At 31.7% G+C, this 20323-nt stretch carries 15 protein-coding genes and 2 pseudogenes; 2 read left to right on the top strand and 15 right to left on the bottom strand.

The annotated features are described in order from the left end of the window. Nucleotides 1-40: 40 nt before the first annotated feature. From AC1Q8M_RS08390 to AC1Q8M_RS08380, 3 genes are all read right to left on the bottom strand, one after another. A complete protein-coding gene (locus AC1Q8M_RS08390; protein WP_098400620.1) occupies nucleotides 41-862 on the bottom strand; it encodes a peptidoglycan-N-acetylglucosamine deacetylase in 822 nt (273 codons plus the stop codon). Nucleotides 863-996: 134 nt separating this feature from the next. Further along, on the bottom strand, nucleotides 997-1500 hold the full coding sequence (locus tag AC1Q8M_RS08385) for a DUF3902 family protein (RefSeq protein WP_000833547.1): 504 nt from the start codon (nucleotides 1498-1500) through the stop codon (nucleotides 997-999). A 321-nt stretch (nucleotides 1501-1821) separates the two neighbouring features. Beyond that, nucleotides 1822-1992, bottom strand: coding sequence for a serine dehydratase (locus AC1Q8M_RS08380; RefSeq protein ID WP_306802062.1), 171 nt, complete (start codon nucleotides 1990-1992; stop codon nucleotides 1822-1824). Nucleotides 1993-2123: 131 nt separating this feature from the next. Between AC1Q8M_RS08380 and AC1Q8M_RS08375 the strand changes: the two genes are divergently transcribed. Continuing rightward, nucleotides 2124-2678 carry a helix-turn-helix domain-containing protein gene (locus AC1Q8M_RS08375; protein ID WP_000997928.1) on the top strand — a complete coding sequence of 185 codons (555 nt, stop codon included), beginning with the start codon at nucleotides 2124-2126 and terminating at the stop codon, nucleotides 2676-2678. A 135-nt stretch (nucleotides 2679-2813) separates the two neighbouring features. On the opposite strand, the gene AC1Q8M_RS08370 is transcribed toward AC1Q8M_RS08375, so the two are convergent. Further along, entirely contained in the window at nucleotides 2814-4232 is a 1419-nt protein-coding gene (locus AC1Q8M_RS08370) for an S-layer homology domain-containing protein (RefSeq protein ID WP_025118711.1), read from the bottom strand. A gap of 1016 nt (nucleotides 4233-5248) precedes the next feature. Here AC1Q8M_RS08370 and AC1Q8M_RS08365 point away from each other — a divergent pair. Further along, complete coding sequence (locus AC1Q8M_RS08365) at nucleotides 5249-5434, top strand: hypothetical protein (RefSeq protein WP_097822254.1); 186 nt, start codon at nucleotides 5249-5251, stop codon at nucleotides 5432-5434. Nucleotides 5435-5801: 367 nt separating this feature from the next. On the opposite strand, the gene AC1Q8M_RS08360 is transcribed toward AC1Q8M_RS08365, so the two are convergent. From AC1Q8M_RS08360 to hblD, 11 genes and pseudogenes are all read right to left on the bottom strand, one after another. Next, nucleotides 5802-6308, bottom strand: a complete 507-nt coding sequence (locus tag AC1Q8M_RS08360) for a GNAT family N-acetyltransferase (protein WP_098855379.1) — start codon at nucleotides 6306-6308, stop codon at nucleotides 5802-5804. Nucleotides 6309-6560: 252 nt separating this feature from the next. Continuing rightward, on the bottom strand, nucleotides 6561-7208 hold the full coding sequence (locus AC1Q8M_RS08355) for a lysozyme family protein (RefSeq protein ID WP_016512821.1): 648 nt from the start codon (nucleotides 7206-7208) through the stop codon (nucleotides 6561-6563). A 417-nt stretch (nucleotides 7209-7625) separates the two neighbouring features. Beyond that, a pseudogene (locus AC1Q8M_RS08350) lies at nucleotides 7626-7873 on the bottom strand (YxeA family protein). A 762-nt stretch (nucleotides 7874-8635) separates the two neighbouring features. Next, a pseudogene (locus AC1Q8M_RS08345) lies at nucleotides 8636-8866 on the bottom strand (RNA ligase family protein); the annotation flags it as partial. A gap of 143 nt (nucleotides 8867-9009) precedes the next feature. Beyond that, the gene (locus AC1Q8M_RS08340; protein ID WP_097822253.1) at nucleotides 9010-10089 is read right to left on the bottom strand and encodes a Ger(x)C family spore germination protein; all 1080 of its coding nucleotides are present in this window, start codon (nucleotides 10087-10089) and stop codon (nucleotides 9010-9012) included. A 2-nt stretch (nucleotides 10090-10091) separates the two neighbouring features. After that, nucleotides 10092-11174, bottom strand: coding sequence for a GerAB/ArcD/ProY family transporter (locus AC1Q8M_RS08335; protein ID WP_000809694.1), 1083 nt, complete (start codon nucleotides 11172-11174; stop codon nucleotides 10092-10094). A 20-nt stretch (nucleotides 11175-11194) separates the two neighbouring features. Continuing rightward, the gene (locus tag AC1Q8M_RS08330) at nucleotides 11195-12694 is read right to left on the bottom strand and encodes a spore germination protein (RefSeq protein ID WP_000802290.1); all 1500 of its coding nucleotides are present in this window, start codon (nucleotides 12692-12694) and stop codon (nucleotides 11195-11197) included. A gap of 360 nt (nucleotides 12695-13054) precedes the next feature. Further along, the gene (locus AC1Q8M_RS08325; RefSeq protein WP_097822252.1) at nucleotides 13055-15460 is read right to left on the bottom strand and encodes a PAS domain S-box protein; all 2406 of its coding nucleotides are present in this window, start codon (nucleotides 15458-15460) and stop codon (nucleotides 13055-13057) included. A gap of 693 nt (nucleotides 15461-16153) precedes the next feature. Continuing rightward, complete coding sequence (hblB, locus tag AC1Q8M_RS08320) at nucleotides 16154-17554, bottom strand: hemolysin BL regulatory component HblB (protein ID WP_095690898.1); 1401 nt, start codon at nucleotides 17552-17554, stop codon at nucleotides 16154-16156. 375 nt (nucleotides 17555-17929) lie between these two features. Then, entirely contained in the window at nucleotides 17930-19057 is a 1128-nt protein-coding gene (gene hblA, locus AC1Q8M_RS08315) for a hemolysin BL binding component B (RefSeq protein ID WP_098400619.1), read from the bottom strand. Nucleotides 19058-19093: 36 nt separating this feature from the next. After that, entirely contained in the window at nucleotides 19094-20314 is a 1221-nt protein-coding gene (hblD, locus tag AC1Q8M_RS08310; RefSeq protein WP_000714435.1) for a hemolytic enterotoxin HBL lytic component L1, read from the bottom strand. Between the last annotated feature and the right edge of the window lie 9 nt (nucleotides 20315-20323).

The following is a 20323-nucleotide window of genomic DNA, read 5'->3' as shown; positions in this document are numbered from 1 at the left end:
GCTTATTCCATTCTGATTTTCTTTTAACTAATACATCTCTTTATATACGATTATCATGCCAGAAGTTTATTGGAAAATGATTATTCTCATCATAAGCTTCAAATTCATACCCTTTTTCTTTTAATCCTTTTATTATTGCTGGAACTGCTGCGACAGATTGTGGATGAATATCGTGCATTAAAACAATTTCCTTTGAAGACGTCGCACCTGCTAAGACATTTTGAACAATTTTTGCGGCCGCTACATCCACAGGTAATTTATTGTATTTCCAATCTAAAGAATCAATTGTCCAATCCCATACTTTCAAATCATTTCCGACCACTTCATTTCGAAGTGATTCATTTAAGCCAGGCATTGATCCATATGGTGGACGTGTTAATTTCTGTGTGTTTCCAATAACATTTCTAATTAAAGATTGATCTTCTTTCATTTCCTTAACATATTCCTGATTGGTGTACAGCTTTTTAAAATCATGTGTCATACTATGCATGCCCACATAATGGTTTTCTACATGCTCTCGTTTCACTAAATCTGGGAACCTTTTCACGTTATCGCCAATTAAAAAGAATGTTGCTTTCACATCATTTTTCTTTAATACATCTAATAGATTAGCTGTATATTTTCCTGGTCCATCATCAAAAGTTAAATATACAACTTTTCTTTCTTTACCATCAAAACGATTAGGTATCGATTTTTTCAATTCATTTTTAGGTAGACTGCTCACTTGTTGAACACTATTTGCCTCTTCCGCATTTACCAGCTTAGGATTCGTAATAGATTGAAACATGTAATACCCTATTGCTACTAATGTAATAGCCAACAATACACTTATAATTCTTTTTTTCTTAAGCTTAATTTTCATATTATAATCTTCTTTCTATCAAATCATTCCACTTTATGTCGTTTAGTTTTACTATCCTATTTGTTTATTAAGTTTTTTAACTTAACCAATCTCAATTTTGGACTAATCATTTTAATAATCTATATAGGTGAAAATTAGTGCCCTGCACTAGCGTTCATGGCATTTCCTATAATAGTTAGAACTACTGGAAATAATACTGGTCCTAAGGTAAGGACAATGTTTAAAAGTATAATAAAACTATATAGTAAGCTGTAATTTTTACTATTACGGTTTTCGAATACTAGGATGACTAATGTTATTATAGTAATTAAATGTAATAATAAAATTATCAACCAATAATACATCATTATAGTAAGATTCCACTTTCCTAATAGTTGGTATGTTACCCCTATTATTATCCCTAATATAGTAGCATTAAAGGAAATAAACAAAGTTCTTTTTAGTATTTTAGGAAATGTTTTGTGATCCACAGTTTTATTATATAAACCGATTAAAATGCCCAAAGATAGATATGCCAGTAATAACCCTACCCAATTCCAGATCCAATCTTGATCCCCCATTAAATTAAACAAAAGCGAAAGGATCCCTCCTACTGCAAGAATCGAGGAGATCATAATACTATTTAAAGCTGATTTCATACTATTTTCACTTCCTTAAAAATTTTACAATACAGCATTGAAGTCTACTCTTAAGTTGTCCTTTACTTATTAGAATCCTTTTCATTAAAAATCTTGTATGGAAATCCCATCATATAATACGGTCATCATACCTATTAGCATATACGGAAAATGGTAGGCCCAGCAAAAATTACATGTCCATGATCCCGTACAATAATTTTTAAACCGAACGAAACACCACCAAATCCTACTCCACACGGTAGATATACAAATAGAGGATGCGATTCATCAACTTTTATTTGTATATCAATTATTCAGACGAGTAGCAGCTACTGCATAACCTTAAAATAAATGCTTTGATTTTTCATCGTCAATCAAATAGCACATTTGATTCTTATTAACTTGTATTCTTCCTTCTTCTACTGCTTTACTATAGCCCGCTGTATATTCAAAAATAGTAGCCCCTTTGTTTCTAAGTAAATCTTTTTCCCACTTTTTCGCAGCTGCTGCCATATGTACATATGATGTTTTAAACTTAATCATAATTTATTATAATTAAGTATATATTAACAATATATTAAGTATAAGTAAATAAAATTAATAATTATTTAATTTTATTTACTTATTTAAAGGGGATTACATATATGAACGATATTAATGTTGGTCACAGAATTAGGGCATTTAGAAAAGGTGCCGGATTAACCAGTAAGCGTTTAGCAGAGTTAGCTGATATAACACCTTCCATGTTAAGTCAGATTGAAAAAGGAATCACAAATCCTTCATTACAAACACTAAAATTAATTTCTGTAGCATTAAATATTCCATTGTTTAATTTTTTCTTAGAGGATACCAATACAGAAGAATTAGTTGTACGAGCTAACCAAAGGAAAAAAATAATTTTTCCTGAAAGCGGCAATGTTTCGTATGAGCTATTATCTCCTAATTTAGATGGAGCACTAGAATTGGCTTTAATGAATCTGTTACCTCAAACTGCTTCATCTATGGAGCCTGTGGCACATAAAGGGGAAGAAATAGCATTTATTATGGAAGGACAAGTGAAACTATATCTAAATGATGCGGTTTTACTTCTCAATACAGGTGATAGTGTTAAAATCCCACCTTATGCAAAGCATAAGTGGGAAAACACTTCTTTAAACAAAGTCACTGTTATATTTGGAGTAACTCCACCATCTTTTTAATTTCAAATACTAGCGAAGAAAAGTTAGAGAAAATAATTCTCTAACTTTTCTTGTATACATAACTTTATTTTAAGAAAGTAAAAAACTTGTCTCTCAATTATATGAGATTAAAACTAGTGAAATAGATCTTTTTAATTACATACTTAATTTACTTTTTAATGTCCAGTATTTTTCTCCATTCGCTTCAAAAGAGAATTCTACCCATCCATTTGGATCTTCACGATAAATAAAGATGGTTGTTCCAGGAGTTACTGTACCAACTTTATTCTCCTCGACAGCTACATCTGGTCTACTTTTAATTTTTAAATTAAATGGATAAGGTACCTGATAGTAAGTAGCTGATGATACAACATTTGAGCTTGAATCGTCTGCATACATTTTATATGGAATTTCATTAGATAACGCGTCGACATCTAATGTTTCAGGATTCTTTGGTAATTTTTTTGCATATGTATAGTCTTCTACACGAAACGGTTTAATACGTTCCATAATGCCTGCAATTTTCTTAGCCCAGCCTTTATCTGATGCATATTTCACGTTCATGCCAGTTAATGTTGGCCCGTTATAATACATACCGCTTTCTTCCAAATATCTTTCTCGTACATAATTAGCATTATAAGCAATGCTATCGCCGTAGCTTGGTAAATATTTCGCATATTTAAACGGATCTCCATCATATGCACGTAGACCGAATAGATTATGTTTTTGATATGCGATTTCTGATTTTCCGTATCCAGATTCTAAAATCGCATGCGCTGCTAAATAATGAGCACTCACACCATATTGATTTTGCGCATTGATAAAATCTTGCCCATGGCCAACTAAAGGACTATCCGAATGATATTTCGCAATAAAACTATCAATCTCTTGAGCTGTAATTTTCGAAGCCACTGTTAAATTTAAATCTTCATATGAGGTAGCAGTAATAATCTCTTTTTCATCGTTTAAATTTTGTTGTAACATATCTGTTTTTGCAGTAAGTTGAGCAGCTTCAGCACGTGTTATAAATCTATTTGGTTGCCAACCGTTCTCGGTACCATTAGAGATTTTTAAATCTATTAAAATATTGGCGTATTTTTCTCCCCAATGCCCTTTTAAATCTACAAATCTAACCTGCTCGTTATGATTTGCTGTGCTTTGTAGTTTATATGCATTTACTAACATCGTAGCCATAGCAGCGCGAGTTACTTTTCCAGATGGATTGAAGATTCCATTACCTTCACCCTTAACAATACCAGCTCTTTCAGCAGCAGCAATATAAGGAGTAGCCCAGTGATTTTGTGAATCAGTAAAAGATGGTTTTGCATTAGGATCAATTTGTATCCCTAAAACTTTTGTCATAATTTTTGTAGCCGAAGCTCTGTCCAATGAGTCATTTGAACCAAAAGTTCCATCTGGATAACCATTCAATACCTGTTTATCAACTAAATAATTAACAGATTTATCGGCCCATACAGGAACATCAGGGAATGTATGAGTATCTGCTAAAATATTAGAAGAATAGGATAATATAGATCCTGCAAGGATACCTGTTGCAATTAATTTGTGCTTCATTAAAATAAACACCTCTACCATTGTATTTATCAAATTGGGATTTTCTATTTTTATATTTACATGTTTGTAATAATAATAAAATCGTATTATCACACATTCAATTTGATGTAACGAGTATAGTTACTTATATACACAAGTGTCAATGAGTGCCTTTTACAAAAATGTATAATATTTACATTATTTTAAATTTACATGATCTTATAATTGACTTAGGTATAAATTTTGTAAAGGACTTTTTGATAGATTACTTATTAGCTTACCTGAAGAAATCTCTTTAGTTGTTAATTTGCCAACCTTCCTTGTTTACTATTAATTAATCAATTAAAAAAAGAATTTTTTTGTTTAAGAGCTACTTTAAAATCTTAAGTTGATGGATGTGTGAACGTACCGCTACTAAAATTCTTGCTTTTAAATCATTATTAATGTATTATATTTACGTAGAAATATAATGATTATAGTATATAAAAAGGAATCAAATCTATAAGTAAGATTTAAATCCTTTTCCAAGTCAAAAAGACTTTGCCAAAATCTAATATAATTTATGCTTGTCTTTTTAATATGTATCTAGTAAAAACATATTTTTTATCAATGGAATTCTGTTTTCAATATAAATTGAAACTTTTAAATAGATGTTTATTTAGTTTCAATAATAGAAATTAGTGTTCTAAACAAGGAATTATACAAAGTGATCTGAAAAACCTGAGAGATATTGTATGTAGTTTGCTCATCTCCAGGTACTACAATAAAAGAGCCTTACCTCTCTAGGCAAGACTCTACTAGTTTAGTTGTATAATATTTACATGATAACTAAGAAACAGAAAACATATAACACCAAATAACAGCCCCCTATTACTCCTCCTACAGCTAATACCTGTTTAACCCAACTCTTAAATTTTTGATTACTGTAAATCGCTTACACTCTTTCCATATTTCCTCCTATTAAGGAGAACTCTTAAAGACTCTCACCTCGCTATAGTACCATTAAAAAATGAATAATAGAGATCCAATGTATAAATATGCAATATTGCATACGAAAATGTATTGTTATGATTATAAGCGCTTACTATGATGAGGTTATAAAGATTTATCACATCTTAATACGAAAAAGAGGAGAGAATAATATGGAAATCGCAATGGCAGTTTTAAAATTTATAGGTGGAGCAATCCCATTAATTCAAGAACTTCTAAAAGCATTTATGTAAATTCACTATTTAGCAATTATTTATAAAAATTATCATACAAATAATCTGTATATCAAAAATGAATTGGCTTACATATCATTTGCGTGATCAAGGTCCCTTTAACATGACTAAGGGAACTTTTTTCAATTTTTAAATAATTAAGGTTACGTCACATCACCATCAAGTTAGCAAAATAAAATGAAACTTTAACTTGATGGTGATGGGGGTAACAGTTGTGATTTAGAGATAAGATCAGATTATACAAAGTTTTGCACGTCAGCGATACCGGAAATAAAGTTCGCCTTTAGTAGCAAGGATCCCCAATAAAGATAGCCAACTTGCCTATTTAAGAATAGGAGTGTCAATTTAAATGATGCGTTCCAAGGCACTACTCTTCTTCTAAAATAGCGTAATAATATTCATCCCACCATTCATTCCCATGTGGTATACACTTCCTGAAATAGCCTTCTCTTCTCATTCCAATCTTCTCCATTATTCGATATGATGGGGTATTTTGTGGCTGACATGTAGCTATAATCCTATGTAATTTCATTTCCTTAAAGCCATATTTCAAAGTAGCTTTTGCTGCTTCAGAAGCATATCCTTTATTGAAATATTTAGGATTGAACACCCAACCAATCTCATATGTATGCTCACCAAAATATTTATGAAAAACTATATGGCCAATCAGAATATCTTTATCAATTAATACTACAGGAAAGTTTTTAGCGTTTTCACCAATGTTTTCATTCACAAAGTTTCTTGTATTTTCTTCAGTAAAGACCCCTTCAGGTATGTATTTCATAACATTGATATCTGATGTATACTCATGAACAGCTTGCCAATCTTTGAACTCAAATTTTCGTATTAATAATCTTTCTGTTTTTATAAACATTTACTTTTCCCCCTAAAAAAATTGCAACTATATTTAAACTCCACTTTCAAGGTGAAAATACGGGCCAAACAAACTATCTTACAGCTTGAATTTAGAAACTTTAGGGGTAATGCTTTGACAAATATATTATATAACAAATATTAACATCCACGGGATTTGTTTTTGAAAATTATGCGAACTAAGAAAGAAAGTAGTTTTTTCTTAGATATTATTGTTAATAACTGATGGTATCATTATATTTCATTCTGCAACTTATTTAGAAAAGCTATGTACATTTCGAAGAAGTTCTTCAATAAGTTTTGTTTTTTCATTTACCTTTGTGGCATATGTGAAATCACCATAACAATATGGATACCTAAAATTATTTTTATTTTCACCACAAGTATACATCGCTGGATTTTGATCAACTTTCATCTTAGAAAATTTTTTGGCCGAATCCTCCGAGTGTTGTTTAACTTCTTGACTAGCAATAAAATCAATATACCCTGGCCCCATATTATAACTTTGAATAATTGTATCTATGCTAACATCTTTGTCCGTTCCATATTTGTACATTTTAGCAAAGTGCTTTACCCCTTGTTTAATGCTCAAGCTTGTCTCTTGAATTTCATTTGGCTTTAATCCAAGTGATTCGGATGACTGCATAGGGTCGTTTCCCTCACCTCTACTCTCTTGATACATAATTCCTAATAAAATTGGTGTTTTCTCTCCTAAATTATATTTTTCTAATTCTTTTTTTAAGGTAGACTCATATTGCAATACACGTTTTTCGGTGGCTTGCGCTTTATTTTGTTGAATATTGGTTTTATGATTAAAATATAGCATTCCAAGTATTGTTCCTAAGCCTAAAATACTAATAAGGAACGCTTTTATAATTTGATTTTTACTTGTATCCTTCATATATTCCTCCTCGTATAAGAAATTCAATTTTTCAAAGGTAATTGGTTATATACAAACTATGTAATGAACACCTATCTCCCGCCCTTTTTAGACTCATACATCAATACTTTAAGGTTTCAAGTTTAATATAAAAATTTAAAGATAAGGTAAAGATAAGATAAAGATAAGATAAAATAAAAGGTATTTTTAGCGTACTTTAAAAGATATTGCTACAAACGGATATATGGCACAACTTGTTGATATGAATGGATTTAGTGATAATTGAAAGGTTATTGTACAAGTTATTAATTATGGAGATATTATTCCAGAAGATTTAACCTATCTTTTCAATATGCTTTATATAAAAACTACAACATAACATATAATAAAAAACGGCGGACCCTCAACCTAGAAGAATCCACCATCACAAATAAATGATTATTTCACACCTAGTTTTTCTTTTGCTTTCTTCGGGAGCTCGTCTTCCTGCACTTCCTCCCAAGCTGTTACACCTTTTTATCTGAATAATATACACGTAGGAATGCTTCTTTACGAAGATTCTTTTGTGCAATAAATTCTAACTCTTTTTCTTTACCTTCCTTATCAAAACCCGATAATGTATATTCATACTCCTTTCGCGTCACTTTACCATCCATAGATTTTGAAACTCCTCCTTTTCCATCCATGGCAATTTAAACGTAATATTCACCTTTACCAATACAATTGATATCACACCCAACTAAAACACTTGCAAATACAACTTCCTTATTTTTTACGTACCTGTGTATTTTTATCTTTTTACTCACTTTTATTTTTCTTTCTTAACTAACTTATTTAAGATAATCTCATATAAATTAATTAACGAATTAATGCTATTTGCGACATAAAAAAAGAGAGGCGTCTGCCCCCTAATGATTAGGCCTACGCTACCTTGTTTCTTCACCTTCCCATAGAATTTGTTAACATTATCATCCTTCTCCTAACTAAGATCTTTTACTTTTACTAATTTCATATGAGAAATTCCCTTCAAATGTATACACCAAGAATGAGATTTGATAGAAGATACTTGTCTTCATTTTGACTTTTCCAAAATACGAATAATATACCATTCGTTAATAGTCTGATTCGACTTTCCTTATTGAAACTGGAATATTTAGTAAAATGAATTAAACACGCAAATAACTTGATATCGTATCTCATGATTTTTAAGAATGATTCTGTTTTTCATTGTAGTAGTAAAGTTGTTTATCTCATATTGAATTACCTTTCATCTTTCTTACAAGCTCGCAATATTTTTGAAAATACAGTTTATAAAGCCGAGAATTATTATTTTTTGAGAGATAGCATTGAGGAGTTTTTCATATGCACTGTACTATACGGTACTAGATTCCCGTACAGATTTCATTTACAATTCATTGTATTTTCTCTACCGTTCACCAAGTTAAAATGGAATAAATTACCTTTTCGTTATAAGGGCCCCGATATAACAATGGAACGTGTGCAAGGCCTAACTTTTTACACCATGCAACTGTTGCATCCCACGATAAACATTCATTTTTCTCATTCCATATTGAAAAGACATAAAAATAGGACGTCAGTGCTATATAGTGAATACTATGACAAGCATACACATTTTCACCACATATCCGCCAGCCTTCTGGAATTCTATACCCCATATTAGTGATATGGCTATAAAAGTATAAAAACTATTAACAAAGCATCTTAATGTTTATGAAATGCTTTGTTAATAGTTTCTCTTCTCCCTAATCTCCTGCGAGACTATATTTTTTTATTGAAATTTTCCATATCTTATTTGATTTATTTATTCTGTAACACCAGATTGGGTTACTTTTACATCAGCTGTTACACGAAAACGTAAATGTTTATAGGATTCTTCCCATTCTTGACTGTTCCATTTTCTTACGTGAGTTCTACCAAGCTTTCTAAGTCCTATAGGATCTGTGTCTTTTTTAATAAATCTCTTTATCAATGTAGTTGCTTTTTTTTCTATTTCTTTTTCCATAATTTTTTCTAATTTTTTTATTTCTTTAGGATTATCTAGATTTTTTGTTTTTGTAAATTCTTGAATTTCAGCTTTAACTTGAATATGAGCATTTACGAATGGATGCTTACTATTCCCCTCCATCTTATATTTTGTTCTAGCTTTTATATTCTCTATCGTAGCGTAAGTATTTGAAGAACCAGGTAGTTTGAATTGGTATGTACCTTGTTTAAAATTATCTGTCAACAATTTAAATACAAATAAATCTTTAGGGTTCACTTTATCAACCATTTTACATCTTTTAAAAAGTGCTATTCCATCTAACTCCAACACGTTACCTTTTTTAGATATTATCGGTAAATAGGAATCTCTCGCATCATCATTAAGTTGGTTTAAAAACATAAAAAAATTTGTTTTGGGCTGCGTTCCATTGTCCATATTTTGCTCCAGTAAAGAGGATAGATAGGAAGCAATTTCTTTTTCTTTAGAATAGTTCCCCTTTAATAGTGATTCCCCTTTTACATTTGTAATTGCTAAATAAATTGCATTTCCTACACTAGGATTTCGGTTCAAAGTCTCTAAAATTTCCTGCATTCCCTTTTCAATTATTTTTTCATTAAATATAATAACACGCAATTGCCCCAACTCTAGAGGTCCAGAAGATTTTTCGGATGCTCTTGCAAGAACTTCTCTACCAGTCTGGCCTGATGCTGAATAGATTTTTGTTTCACCTTCCCCGCCTCCTTTATAAGCTGAAATCGCAAAGGTTCCTTTTAGCTTACCTTCTGCTTCGGTATCATATGCCGCAACTTGAACTAAGTCAATGTCATCCACAATTTTCGTTTTAGCACAACCTATTAAGAAGACACTTAATATAAGGAAAAGTATCCATCGCTTCATGTTTATCTCCTTAACTTTATTTTGGCCGTTTGAATTAGCCATAGTACAGGTAGGTATACATATATATATACAAAGCCCATTTGACCTGTCCAAGTATTTAATAAGTTAATTTTATTACGATTATTCAAGAAAAATGATAAAACAAAGATGAATAGGATGATAACTGGCAAAACATATTTTTGCTTTATTCCCAGTGCCTCTTTTATACCACGACTTACTCCCCATAATGTAAAGGAAACATTGGGTAATATAAAAAAAGCCCAAACAGAAACAATAATGTATTCAAACCGCTCTATAAAGGGAAATTGTATAATTTTAATCATGCTTAAATATGCCCATATCGCACTCGCTAGTTGTTTTTCACTAAAAAATGCAAGAGTTAAAATCATAAGGTATGTGTAGACAATAGTCGTTACTAAATTTGCATAGTGCGCATATTTTTGAGACGTTTTTGCCTTTTTAATAAATGGGTAGTACAGCAATAACATTTCAAATCCAAAAAAACTAAACATATTTCCTTTCATTCCTTTCATAATTTCTAGGAATGAATGCTGTGCAATTGGAAATAAATTCTGGAAATCTGCATACTGCAAAGGATAAAAAAATGTGAAGATTAGAATGCTTGGGATAACGATTCCAAAGAAGCCGATTCCGGCAACTACACGAAATCCTCCAGTAACAATGTAATAACATAGACCCAAAAAAGCCCCTGCTATAACCCAAGATGAAATTGAAGGAAACATCCAAACATGTACTACTTCGATATAAGTATGTAGTGTTGTTGCACCTAACAATACAATATAAGATAAAAAAATGAAGTTGAGCAATCCACCAATCCATTTTCCAAGTACGTTTTGATTGATTGCAATGATGTCTCCATTACCCTGATTTAAAATCTGATATATGATCCAAATCATAACATTAACAGATATTCCAAAAAGTAGCGTGCTAATCCACGCATCATTTCCAACTAATTTTGCACTAATCCTTTCAAAACCAAGCATACCAACTCCCAACTGTATAGTAATAATTAAAAAAAATACCATATATGGCGAGACTTGATACTCAATTGGGATCTGTTTCATAATGCTCCTCCCTGTTAAATTCAATCATCAAAATCATTTCGTGATATGATTTTATTTTTCTCTACCTCTTCTGGATTAAAGCGAAAACGCTGTTTAGACCTTGAAAAAATAGGACGTCGAAACATCGCTGAGATTGGCATACGTATAATGCTGTCTTTCCAATCTGTAGGACGTGTAGGATAAAAAGGGAACAAATAAGGACGTCTTAATGATTCTGTACGTAATAAGCGTACTAAAAGGAAAGAACTTGTTAAAACAATTCCTAATAAGCCCAATAGGTGTGCAGATATTATAAAAGGAAAACGAATTACTCGAATTGTATTACCAATTCGATATATTGGTGCTGTAAATGAACTAAGAGCTGAAAGTGCAACAATGATAATAAGTACGTTACTTGTAAGACTTGCTTCTACCGATGCTTGTCCAATTACAATACCACCTACGATACCGACAGTTAAACCCACTTTAGTTGGTAAACGTGCCCCTGCTTCTCTCAGTAATTCAATCGTTATTTCTAAAAAAAGTGCTTCAATTAATGGAGGAAAAGGTACTTTACTTCTCGATATGATTAACGTTTCAAGAAGTTCTTTTGGGATAAGCTCGTAATGATATGTTAAGATCGAGACATATAATGGCGTCGTTAAGACAGAAAATATAAAAGCAAAAAGCCTTAATAGACGAAAAAAAGAGGCTATAATCCAAGGCATGGTGTAATCTTCTGTCGTAGAAAAAAAATCAATTAATGTTGTTGGAAGAGTGATGGCATAAGGCGAGCCATCTACAAAAAGTGCAATTTTCCCTTCTGCTAATACAGCTGCCACACGGTCCGGACGTTCTGTATTCAAAAATTGAGGGAATATAGAATTTGGGTTGTCTGCAATTAACTGCATCAAATAAGTACTATCCAAAACATGGTCTGTTTTTATTTGACTTACCCTTTTTATAATTTCTTGTAGATTTTGATCATTTACAATTCCCTCAATAAATACAATCGCAACAGTTGTGTTAGAGAGAGAGCCTACTTTCAATTCCTTCATTTGTAAATAAGGTGTTGGGAGCTTTCTACGTACTAAATTTAAATTTACATCTAAATCTTCGACAAATGCGATTTGCGGACCCACAATATTGTATTCAATTTCAGCTTTTGTAATATCCCTTTTTTCTTTCTTTGACACATTTACTAACAAACAATTTAGTTTATCTGTATCGAACTGAATAAGTATATAGCCATTTAAAATACTATCCTGAATATCTTCAATTTGATTTGTTATTTTTGAATTTTCAAAGGGTAAGACAGACCGAATATCTTGTAATGAATCGCAGCTCTTCTCTTTTATATAAGTTAAAACCTCTTCATGAAATATATTTACATCGATTAAGGTTCTAAAATATGAAATGACTATAGAGGATTTGTTTGAAGCGATCTCCAACGTTATAAAATCTTTAGATTTTTTTAGTAATTGCATTAATTCCTGCAAAGATTTTATAGAGTGAACAGGTACTTTTTCATGTGGTTTCAATTGATAATACCCTTCCTTTCAAAAAGAACCTATATATAGTTTTTAGAAATTTCTATTTTAAAAATGAGGGATATTTATATGTCAATATGCTCATTAAAAATAATGCCTTTTTAACTAACTTAACCAAAATTAGTTAAAAAATGTATTACAAGTAAAAATTTTAAATATCCCCAAGAAAAATTACAATATTAAAAACATCCTTTCTTTTGGTTCTAAAGAAAGGATGTTTTTATAACAGGCTTTTTCAAGTGTCTATTCTATAGGGTACATTTACCAGTGTTCTTCTCTTTATTATTTCATTAAGTAACATTATCATTACATTCTGTATGGTTTCTTAAAAAATTTCAGTAAAAGAACATATTAATTTTGAAGTGTACAAATAGGGAGAGTGACTTCAACTGTAGTTCCCTTATTCACTTCACTCTCAATAAATACCTTTCCCTGATGTGTTTCAATGATTTTATAACAGATCATTAACCCTAAGCCAATCCCCTCTTCTTTAATACTATAAAAAGGTTCTCCGAGGTATGGTATACGTTCTTTTGGAATCCCACACCCTTGATCGATAAAACGAATACTTACTTGATTATTATCAAGTATATTTAATTGAATGAGAATTTCTCCTCCCATCGGCATAGATTCAATTGCATTTTTTAATATATTAACAAATACTTGCTTTAATTGATTTCCTTCACATGAAATCAATGGAATACCAGGGTTAAGATCGATTCTAATTTTTATATTATTCATCATTGCTTGAGGTTGTAGTAGCATTAAAACTTGATCCATTAGCACACTAATATCATTAGGTTTTATTTTTACCACCTGTGGTTTGGCTACCGCCATAAATTCAGTTGTAATACTCTCTATACGCTCAATCTCTGATGATACTATATTTATATAACCTTGATTATTTTCATTTTCCGTTGATTTTAGTAATTGCATGAACCCTTTCATTGCAGTTAATGGATTATTAATCTCATGAGCCATTACAGTCGCTAATTGTCCTACAACAGCAAGTTTTTCAGATTTTCGTAATAATTCTTCTGTTTTTAGCCGTTCAGTGATATCACGAGAAATACTTAGGAAAACTTTTTTACCATTTAAGTTAAAAACACGAACACTAAACTCAGTTGTTATTACTTTTCCTGTTGGAAAAACATATTCATCTTGCAAAGTGAAGGAAGTTTGTCCCTTTTTAATTTTTTCTAATAACCTTACGATTATTTGAGAATCTTGTGGTACTACATTTGAAAATGATAATGAGAGCAACTCTTCTCTACTATATCCAAATCTTCTACACCCAACAGGGTTTACCTCAATAAATCGACTTGGAGCATTATCTTCATTCAGCTCTACTACATATACCGCATCAGTTGCTTGTTCAATTAGTGCACGGTACTTCATTTCACTATCTCTTAATTGCTGGTGTAATCGATGTCGTTCTCTTTCTGCTTGTTTTCTTTCAGAGATGTCTCTACATATTGCTGATAAAGCTATCACATTTCCTCTTACATCTAGTATAGGAGAAACTGTCAGACTGACATCAAGAAGACTCCCATCGCTCCTTTGTCTAACAGTTTCTAATCTAGTAACCACAGATTCACCTGTTAGAATTTTCTGAATATTTTTAAGCGATTCTTCCATTAAAAAATCTGGTACACAAGGTAATCTCTTACCTATGATTTCTTGTGATGACCACCCAAATATCTTTTCATAAGCTTTATTCGCTTGTAAAATATGCCCTTCTCGATCAGAAATGGTAATAGCATCTAGATTGTGCTTTATAAATGATTCCAATAATTCTTTGGTAGCGCTTAATTCTGATTCTACCTTTTTCCTTTCGGTTATATCAACTGTAGAACCAACAACTTCAATAACTTGTCCATTTCGTTTAATCGGCCTAAGCGCAATAAGAATAATAGTTTTATCATTTGGCCAAGGTAATTCAAATATAATTTCTTTCCCTTCCCATGCCTGAAGATAGTACTTCATCAATTGTGGAACTAAATGTGGAGGAACAATAGAAGCATCAATAGTACGTAAGCTTTTTCCTACCACCTGTTCAGAATAAAATCCGTTTTGATAATAAAACTGTCCATCACATAAAGTGTGTATAAAGTGCTTACCCACTTTTTTAAATTTAAAAATTCCTCCTTGAAGCTCATGTACGGTATCTGCAAGTTCTTGCTTCGATTTTTTTAATTCTCGATTCATTTTAGATAAGTCCTGTGTTAAATAATACAATCTCTGGTAGGCTTCCATAAGAAATAGCCCAATTAAAAGTCCTAACGCTATATATAATAAGCCTCCTGTGTAAAGTAATGTAGTATTAAATAATACGCCAACTAGCCACTTTATTCCAATAAAAACAGAAAAATATAACGATGCACTTTTAAAAGGATGTAGTTTTTTAAAATAAGTTTTAAAGGTAGAAAATAGAATCCCCATACCTAAATAAGCAATCACAGGAGGTTCCCAGTACCCTCCTGTGTAAAAGATACGCATTACAATTATGCTAATTAACGTAATCCAACCAGCAATACGACCAAAGTAAATAAAAGATAGAATAAGAGGAACAACTCGAAGATCGTAGGAAAATCCCATGTATGGAAAAGAAAAGAACATTAACGTAACTGCAATAATCCCTCCATAGAGCTTTTCAAAATATCGACTAGAATTAATTGTAAACACTTGAATAAATATTGCTGCGCTAACTAATAAAGAAAAAATAGAAAGGTTGATGAAATAATCTTTAATAATCATGTAATGTCCCTCCTTGCATTAAGTGTATTCGACAAAAAAGCTAAAAATCCTACAAATTGTATAAACAGTTCAAATACATAAATTTTAAACTAGGATAAAATCTAGAAAAGTAAATAAGGGGCACAGCAGATGAGATATTTTAATGAAAAATAGTTCAAAAAAGATAATAGTAACCGTTGACTACTATTATCTTTTTTCTTTAATTTATCGTAATATGTCTGAAACTCTAAGGGACGTGGTATGTCATTTCATCAAACAATGATTATATGCTGAGTGATGAATATAGAAATTTCAGCAGTAATTTTTGAAAAATAACATAAAAAACAAAACTATCTTTAAAAATGGAAAAAAACTATATAAATGTCAACTAATCTATGTACAAAAACGTTCACTTAATTTTGCATAAAATCACTCAACTTAGGAAGCTAAGTAGTTCTTCAAGGTCGATAAGAACACCTGTAGATGCTTCAGGATAACTACATAATTGTATGAGTAATGTACTTGAAACCTTTCGGTAAAACCATACACATAATACAACTAACTCCTTGGTTCAATATTTACTTTTTCGCTGAACAAATTCTTTTTCTTGAGCAAATTATTCTAGGATATAAGGAGATATATGCCATTGCAATTTTTCAATTAACTTGGTGTCTAGTTTATTCTCCAGCTCCAATTACTTCGTTACTTTCAGATTCAGTTCATTATATTTTGTACTTTGTCTTTATACACAACATATTCTTTACCATCCACTACTGCTACTACCGCAAATTCATCATTTGGATTGAATGAAAGCCAATCAGCCCACATGTTAGTATTAGCCCCTCCACTCCACATATTATGAACAGTGTTTTTAGTTAAATTCATAACTTTATAAGACGCATTTGGCGCATTTGTTCCAGTCTTTATTTCAAAAGTGTATGCGTTATGAATTTTTTTATAAAAGTAGAAAACGTTTGATGGACGAAGCTGATTCAAAAAATCCTGTTCTTTTTTCTCTGCAATTTTTATCCCTTCTTGCAAAGTGACAACATCTGTTTTTAATGTTTTCCAACTGTTTTTCGCTGCATTCAAGCTAGGGGTTAAGAATTTATATTTATTTTGATCAGCTTTTTGATCAGCTTTATCAATATGTCCCAGTACACCCGAATATTGAGAATCTAAATCCTCCCATTGCGTAGACATATAAGTAAGAGCAGTGATAGCACTATCAAGCATACTATGCATATCACTAATATTATGAAATGCAACTCCAACTACACGATTCAATGTTATTTTATAATCTACAGTCTGACGCAATTTTGCTAATTCAGGTTCTAGCCAACCTAACTTACCTCTTGCATCACCTATCATTATGCCACCAGCAATCAAGGTTGGAATAAAGGGGATTTTCACCATGTCTAAGCCCTTAGATTCTATGTCTTTCTGATATTTTACTTGTCCTAAAAGGTCCTCTAGACGCTTTTGGTCAGCCTCCACATCAGCACCTTGGTTTTTTAAAATCGATTGCAATGTCTCTTTATGACTTCCAAATGTTCTAACATCTTCTCCAATAGCATTTTTTAATTGAATTAATTCTTCTTTTAATGCTTTTGCAGACTTTTGATTTTGTTGAATTCCTCCCTGTAAATCTGTAATCCCTTTTTTTAAAGTATCTCCATTTCCAGTATTGATCGCCTCTACTAATGTTTCATAATAATTTTCAAATTTTGTATTGTATTCTATAATGCCTGTCAATGTATCAAAAAGCTGTTTTTTTACTTGTGTATTCCATGTAACAGCATGTGCTCTTGCATTCTTTTGATCTTGTACAATTTTACTAGGTAAATCTGCATTTCCATTAATAGTTATTCCTTCAAAACTCACATCTGGATTATTAATTAGCAAATAAGAATATTCATTCATAGCTTTTGCAAATAAACCAGCATCTTGCAAAGCTTTTTTCATCTGTTCTTCATTTGCTGAAAGAGACATATTTTCAGTGTTCGTTTGTTCAATTTCAATTGCAAAAGTTTCTAGTGGTATGACTGCATAAGTAGTTGTTATAGTTAAAAACGCTGATACAGCGAGTAGTTTATGAGGGATTTTTTTCATCATTTCGTATTCCTCCTATATAAGGTATGGTTTCAAGTTCTAATCTTATTAAAAAGCGATGTCTTTCAAAATGAGTTCTACATCTTTTATCAGTATCGTTTGAACTTTCTTTAGCAGCCTTCAAATCATTAAGTATTAAAGAAAATGTATATAATCTGCTTCAAATTAACCGATTCTGTTGCAAATTTTAAAAAAGCAATTAAACTACAAGGTTATTTTTTATTCGAATCATACTTATATATAATTGAAAGGCGAAGTCTTTAATGAGACTCCGCCTTTCTGTTATATAAGGATTTATTAATTATTACTTTTCTGTTTAACAGTGTAATCATAGACTTTCTATGTTTTAGTTCACTTTACAACAGAATTAATATTTCCCTATTTTTGTGGAGTAACAGTTTCCACTTTTAATTCCTTTATTCCTTCTTTTAATGTAACAGCATCTGTTCGTAATGTTTTCCAACTGTCTTTCGCTGCATTTAAATTAGGTTTTAAGAATTTAAATTTATTTTGATCGGCTTTTTGAGCTGCATTCTCAATATGCCCTAGAACGCCCGAATATTGAGAATCTAAATCATGCCACTGCGTGGACATATAAGTAAGAGCGTTAATAGCATCATCAAGCGCCTTGTGCATTTCATTAATATTACTGTAAGCAACTCCAACTACACGATTTAAGGTTACTTTATAATCCACGGTCTGACGTAATTCTGCTAATAAAGGCTCTAACTTACCTAAATTATCCCTTGCTACTCCCACTATGATACCGCCAATTATTGGTAGACCCAAAATAGCACCCTTCATTACATTAAACCCATCAGATTCTAATTGTTTATAATAGTTTACTGATCCTAATACTTCTTCTAGACGCTTTTGATCGGCATCAACATCTGCACCTTGATTTTTTAAAATTGACTGCAAGAGCTCTTTATTACTTCCAAATGCTCTAACATCGTGTCCAATAGAGTCTCTTAATTTAGTTAATTCTTCTATTAGTTGTTGTGCATACTTTTGATTTTGTTGAATTTCACCTCGTAAATCTGTAATCCCTTCTTTTAAAGTTTCTCCATCCCCTGTATTAATCGCCTCTATCATTGTTTCATAATAATTATCAAATGTTGTATCGTATTCAACAATACCATTCAGTGTATCTAAAAGCTGTTTTTTTACTTTCGTATCCCAAGTAACGGCATGTGCCCTTGCATTCTTTTGATCTTGTACGATTCTACCAGGTAAATCTACATATCCATTAATGGAAATTCCCTCAAAATTCACATCAGGATTCTTAATTAACATATAAGAATAGGCATTCATAGATTTTGCAAATAATCCAGCCTTTTGCAAGGTCTCTTTCATTCTCGCTTCATTTGCAGAAAGAGCCGTATCTCCATTATTCGTTTGTTCAATTTCACTTGCAAAAGTTGTTACTGGTGAAACTACATTAGCGGTTGTAATAGTTAATAGCGTCGATACAGCGAGTAATTTGTAAGGGATTTTTTTTATCATTTCATTTTCCTCCAATTTAGGTTTTAAATTTCAGTTCTACTCCTGTTTAAAAGCAATATCTTTTGAAATGAATTCTGCATCTTTATGAATATCATTCCAACTTTCTTTAGCGGCTTTTAAATCATCTGGTATTAAAGAGAATTTGTGGTCTTGCATAGAATCGATATTATCCAATAAATCTGTATAATTTGCGCCCATTGTATTCCATTGCTTTTGAATATTTGTTAGAGACAATATCGCTTGATCTACAGTCTGGTATAAATATGCCAATGTTTCTTTCGCGTTAGTAAGCGAAAGAACTGCTTGATTAGCACGATCTGCTTTCATACTTAATTCTCCGATTTTGTTAGAAATTTCATTATAGGAATCCATATGCTTAGATGCTGTGACACCAGCCGCAGTTCCTAGACCGATACCAGCTGCGCCAAGAGCCGAGAGTCCACCAACAACAGCCGGTGTTGCTGTACCGCCAGTTACAACAATAACTACCGCTCCTCCAATAGCTGCAATAACTAAAATAGCTGCTCCCAATCCACCACCAATTGACCATGCTAATACATCATCAAAATGTTTTTTCTGAGTAGAACGAAGTTGCTCAATTTCAGCTTGAAGTTGTGGAATCGTTGCCTGTTGACCTGCTAATATTGCAGTTAATCCACCTTTCCCATCCGGACCACCAACATTATTTTTAAAATCTGTAGAATTTTGATATAGTTTCCCTTTGAAGTCTTGTAGCATCTTAATCACATCTGTAACTTCTTTTGAATTTGTATTGATTGTAGTAATTAAATCATTTATACCCTCTTTTAGACCTGCCTTATCTTTCTTTTGTACAGTTTCTACTAATGTGTCGTAATAATTTTGAAATTGTTCATCGTAATTTACAATATTACGAGCAGTTTTTTGAATCTGTGGCTTCGCTGTATCTAACCAGTAATTCGCATTGATTCGTGACAGCTCTTGATTAAGGTGAATATTTTTGAGCAACTCTCCCCCCTCTGAGCCTAAATCGATATTAGATAAATTTACATTTGGTTGCTTAATCATTGTTTTTGCGTATAAATCCATTACTAGAATATGAGACCCTGTTTCAGCTAATGCTTTCTTCAGTCCTTCGGGGCCTAATGCATAATTGCCTACTTTTTGTTCTTGAGCGGTCGTTTCTTGTGCAAATGCATGAATAGTGTTACCGGTAGTAGCAGTTATAACTGTTGCTAATGTAGCTAAAGTTAATACTTTGAATGGAAATTTTTTCATGACTATTCT

The organism is Bacillus sp. GW823-FHT06A10 (assembly GCF_058795375.1).
Note: the sequence above shows the minus strand (reverse complement) of the source record. Positions and strands in the feature narration are given on the sequence as shown.

Coding starts and splice junctions, on each gene's coding strand:
- AC1Q8M_RS08390 (WP_098400620.1), bottom strand. CDS start 862: ATGAAAATTAAGCTTAAGAAAAAAAGAATTATAAGTGTATTGTTGGCT.
- AC1Q8M_RS08385 (WP_000833547.1), bottom strand. CDS start 1,500: ATGAAATCAGCTTTAAATAGTATTATGATCTCCTCGATTCTTGCAGTA.
- AC1Q8M_RS08380 (WP_306802062.1), bottom strand. CDS start 1,992: ATGGCAGCAGCTGCGAAAAAGTGGGAAAAAGATTTACTTAGAAACAAA.
- AC1Q8M_RS08375 (WP_000997928.1), top strand. CDS start 2,124: ATGAACGATATTAATGTTGGTCACAGAATTAGGGCATTTAGAAAAGGT.
- AC1Q8M_RS08370 (WP_025118711.1), bottom strand. CDS start 4,232: ATGAAGCACAAATTAATTGCAACAGGTATCCTTGCAGGATCTATATTA.
- AC1Q8M_RS08365 (WP_097822254.1), top strand. CDS start 5,249: ATGCAATATTGCATACGAAAATGTATTGTTATGATTATAAGCGCTTAC.
- AC1Q8M_RS08360 (WP_098855379.1), bottom strand. CDS start 6,308: ATGTTTATAAAAACAGAAAGATTATTAATACGAAAATTTGAGTTCAAA.
- AC1Q8M_RS08355 (WP_016512821.1), bottom strand. CDS start 7,208: ATGAAGGATACAAGTAAAAATCAAATTATAAAAGCGTTCCTTATTAGT.
- AC1Q8M_RS08340 (WP_097822253.1), bottom strand. CDS start 10,089: ATGAAGCGATGGATACTTTTCCTTATATTAAGTGTCTTCTTAATAGGT.
- AC1Q8M_RS08335 (WP_000809694.1), bottom strand. CDS start 11,174: ATGAAACAGATCCCAATTGAGTATCAAGTCTCGCCATATATGGTATTT.
- AC1Q8M_RS08325 (WP_097822252.1), bottom strand. CDS start 15,460: ATGATTATTAAAGATTATTTCATCAACCTTTCTATTTTTTCTTTATTA.
- hblB (WP_095690898.1), bottom strand. CDS start 17,554: ATGATGAAAAAAATCCCTCATAAACTACTCGCTGTATCAGCGTTTTTA.
- hblA (WP_098400619.1), bottom strand. CDS start 19,057: ATGATAAAAAAAATCCCTTACAAATTACTCGCTGTATCGACGCTATTA.
- hblD (WP_000714435.1), bottom strand. CDS start 20,314: ATGAAAAAATTTCCATTCAAAGTATTAACTTTAGCTACATTAGCAACA.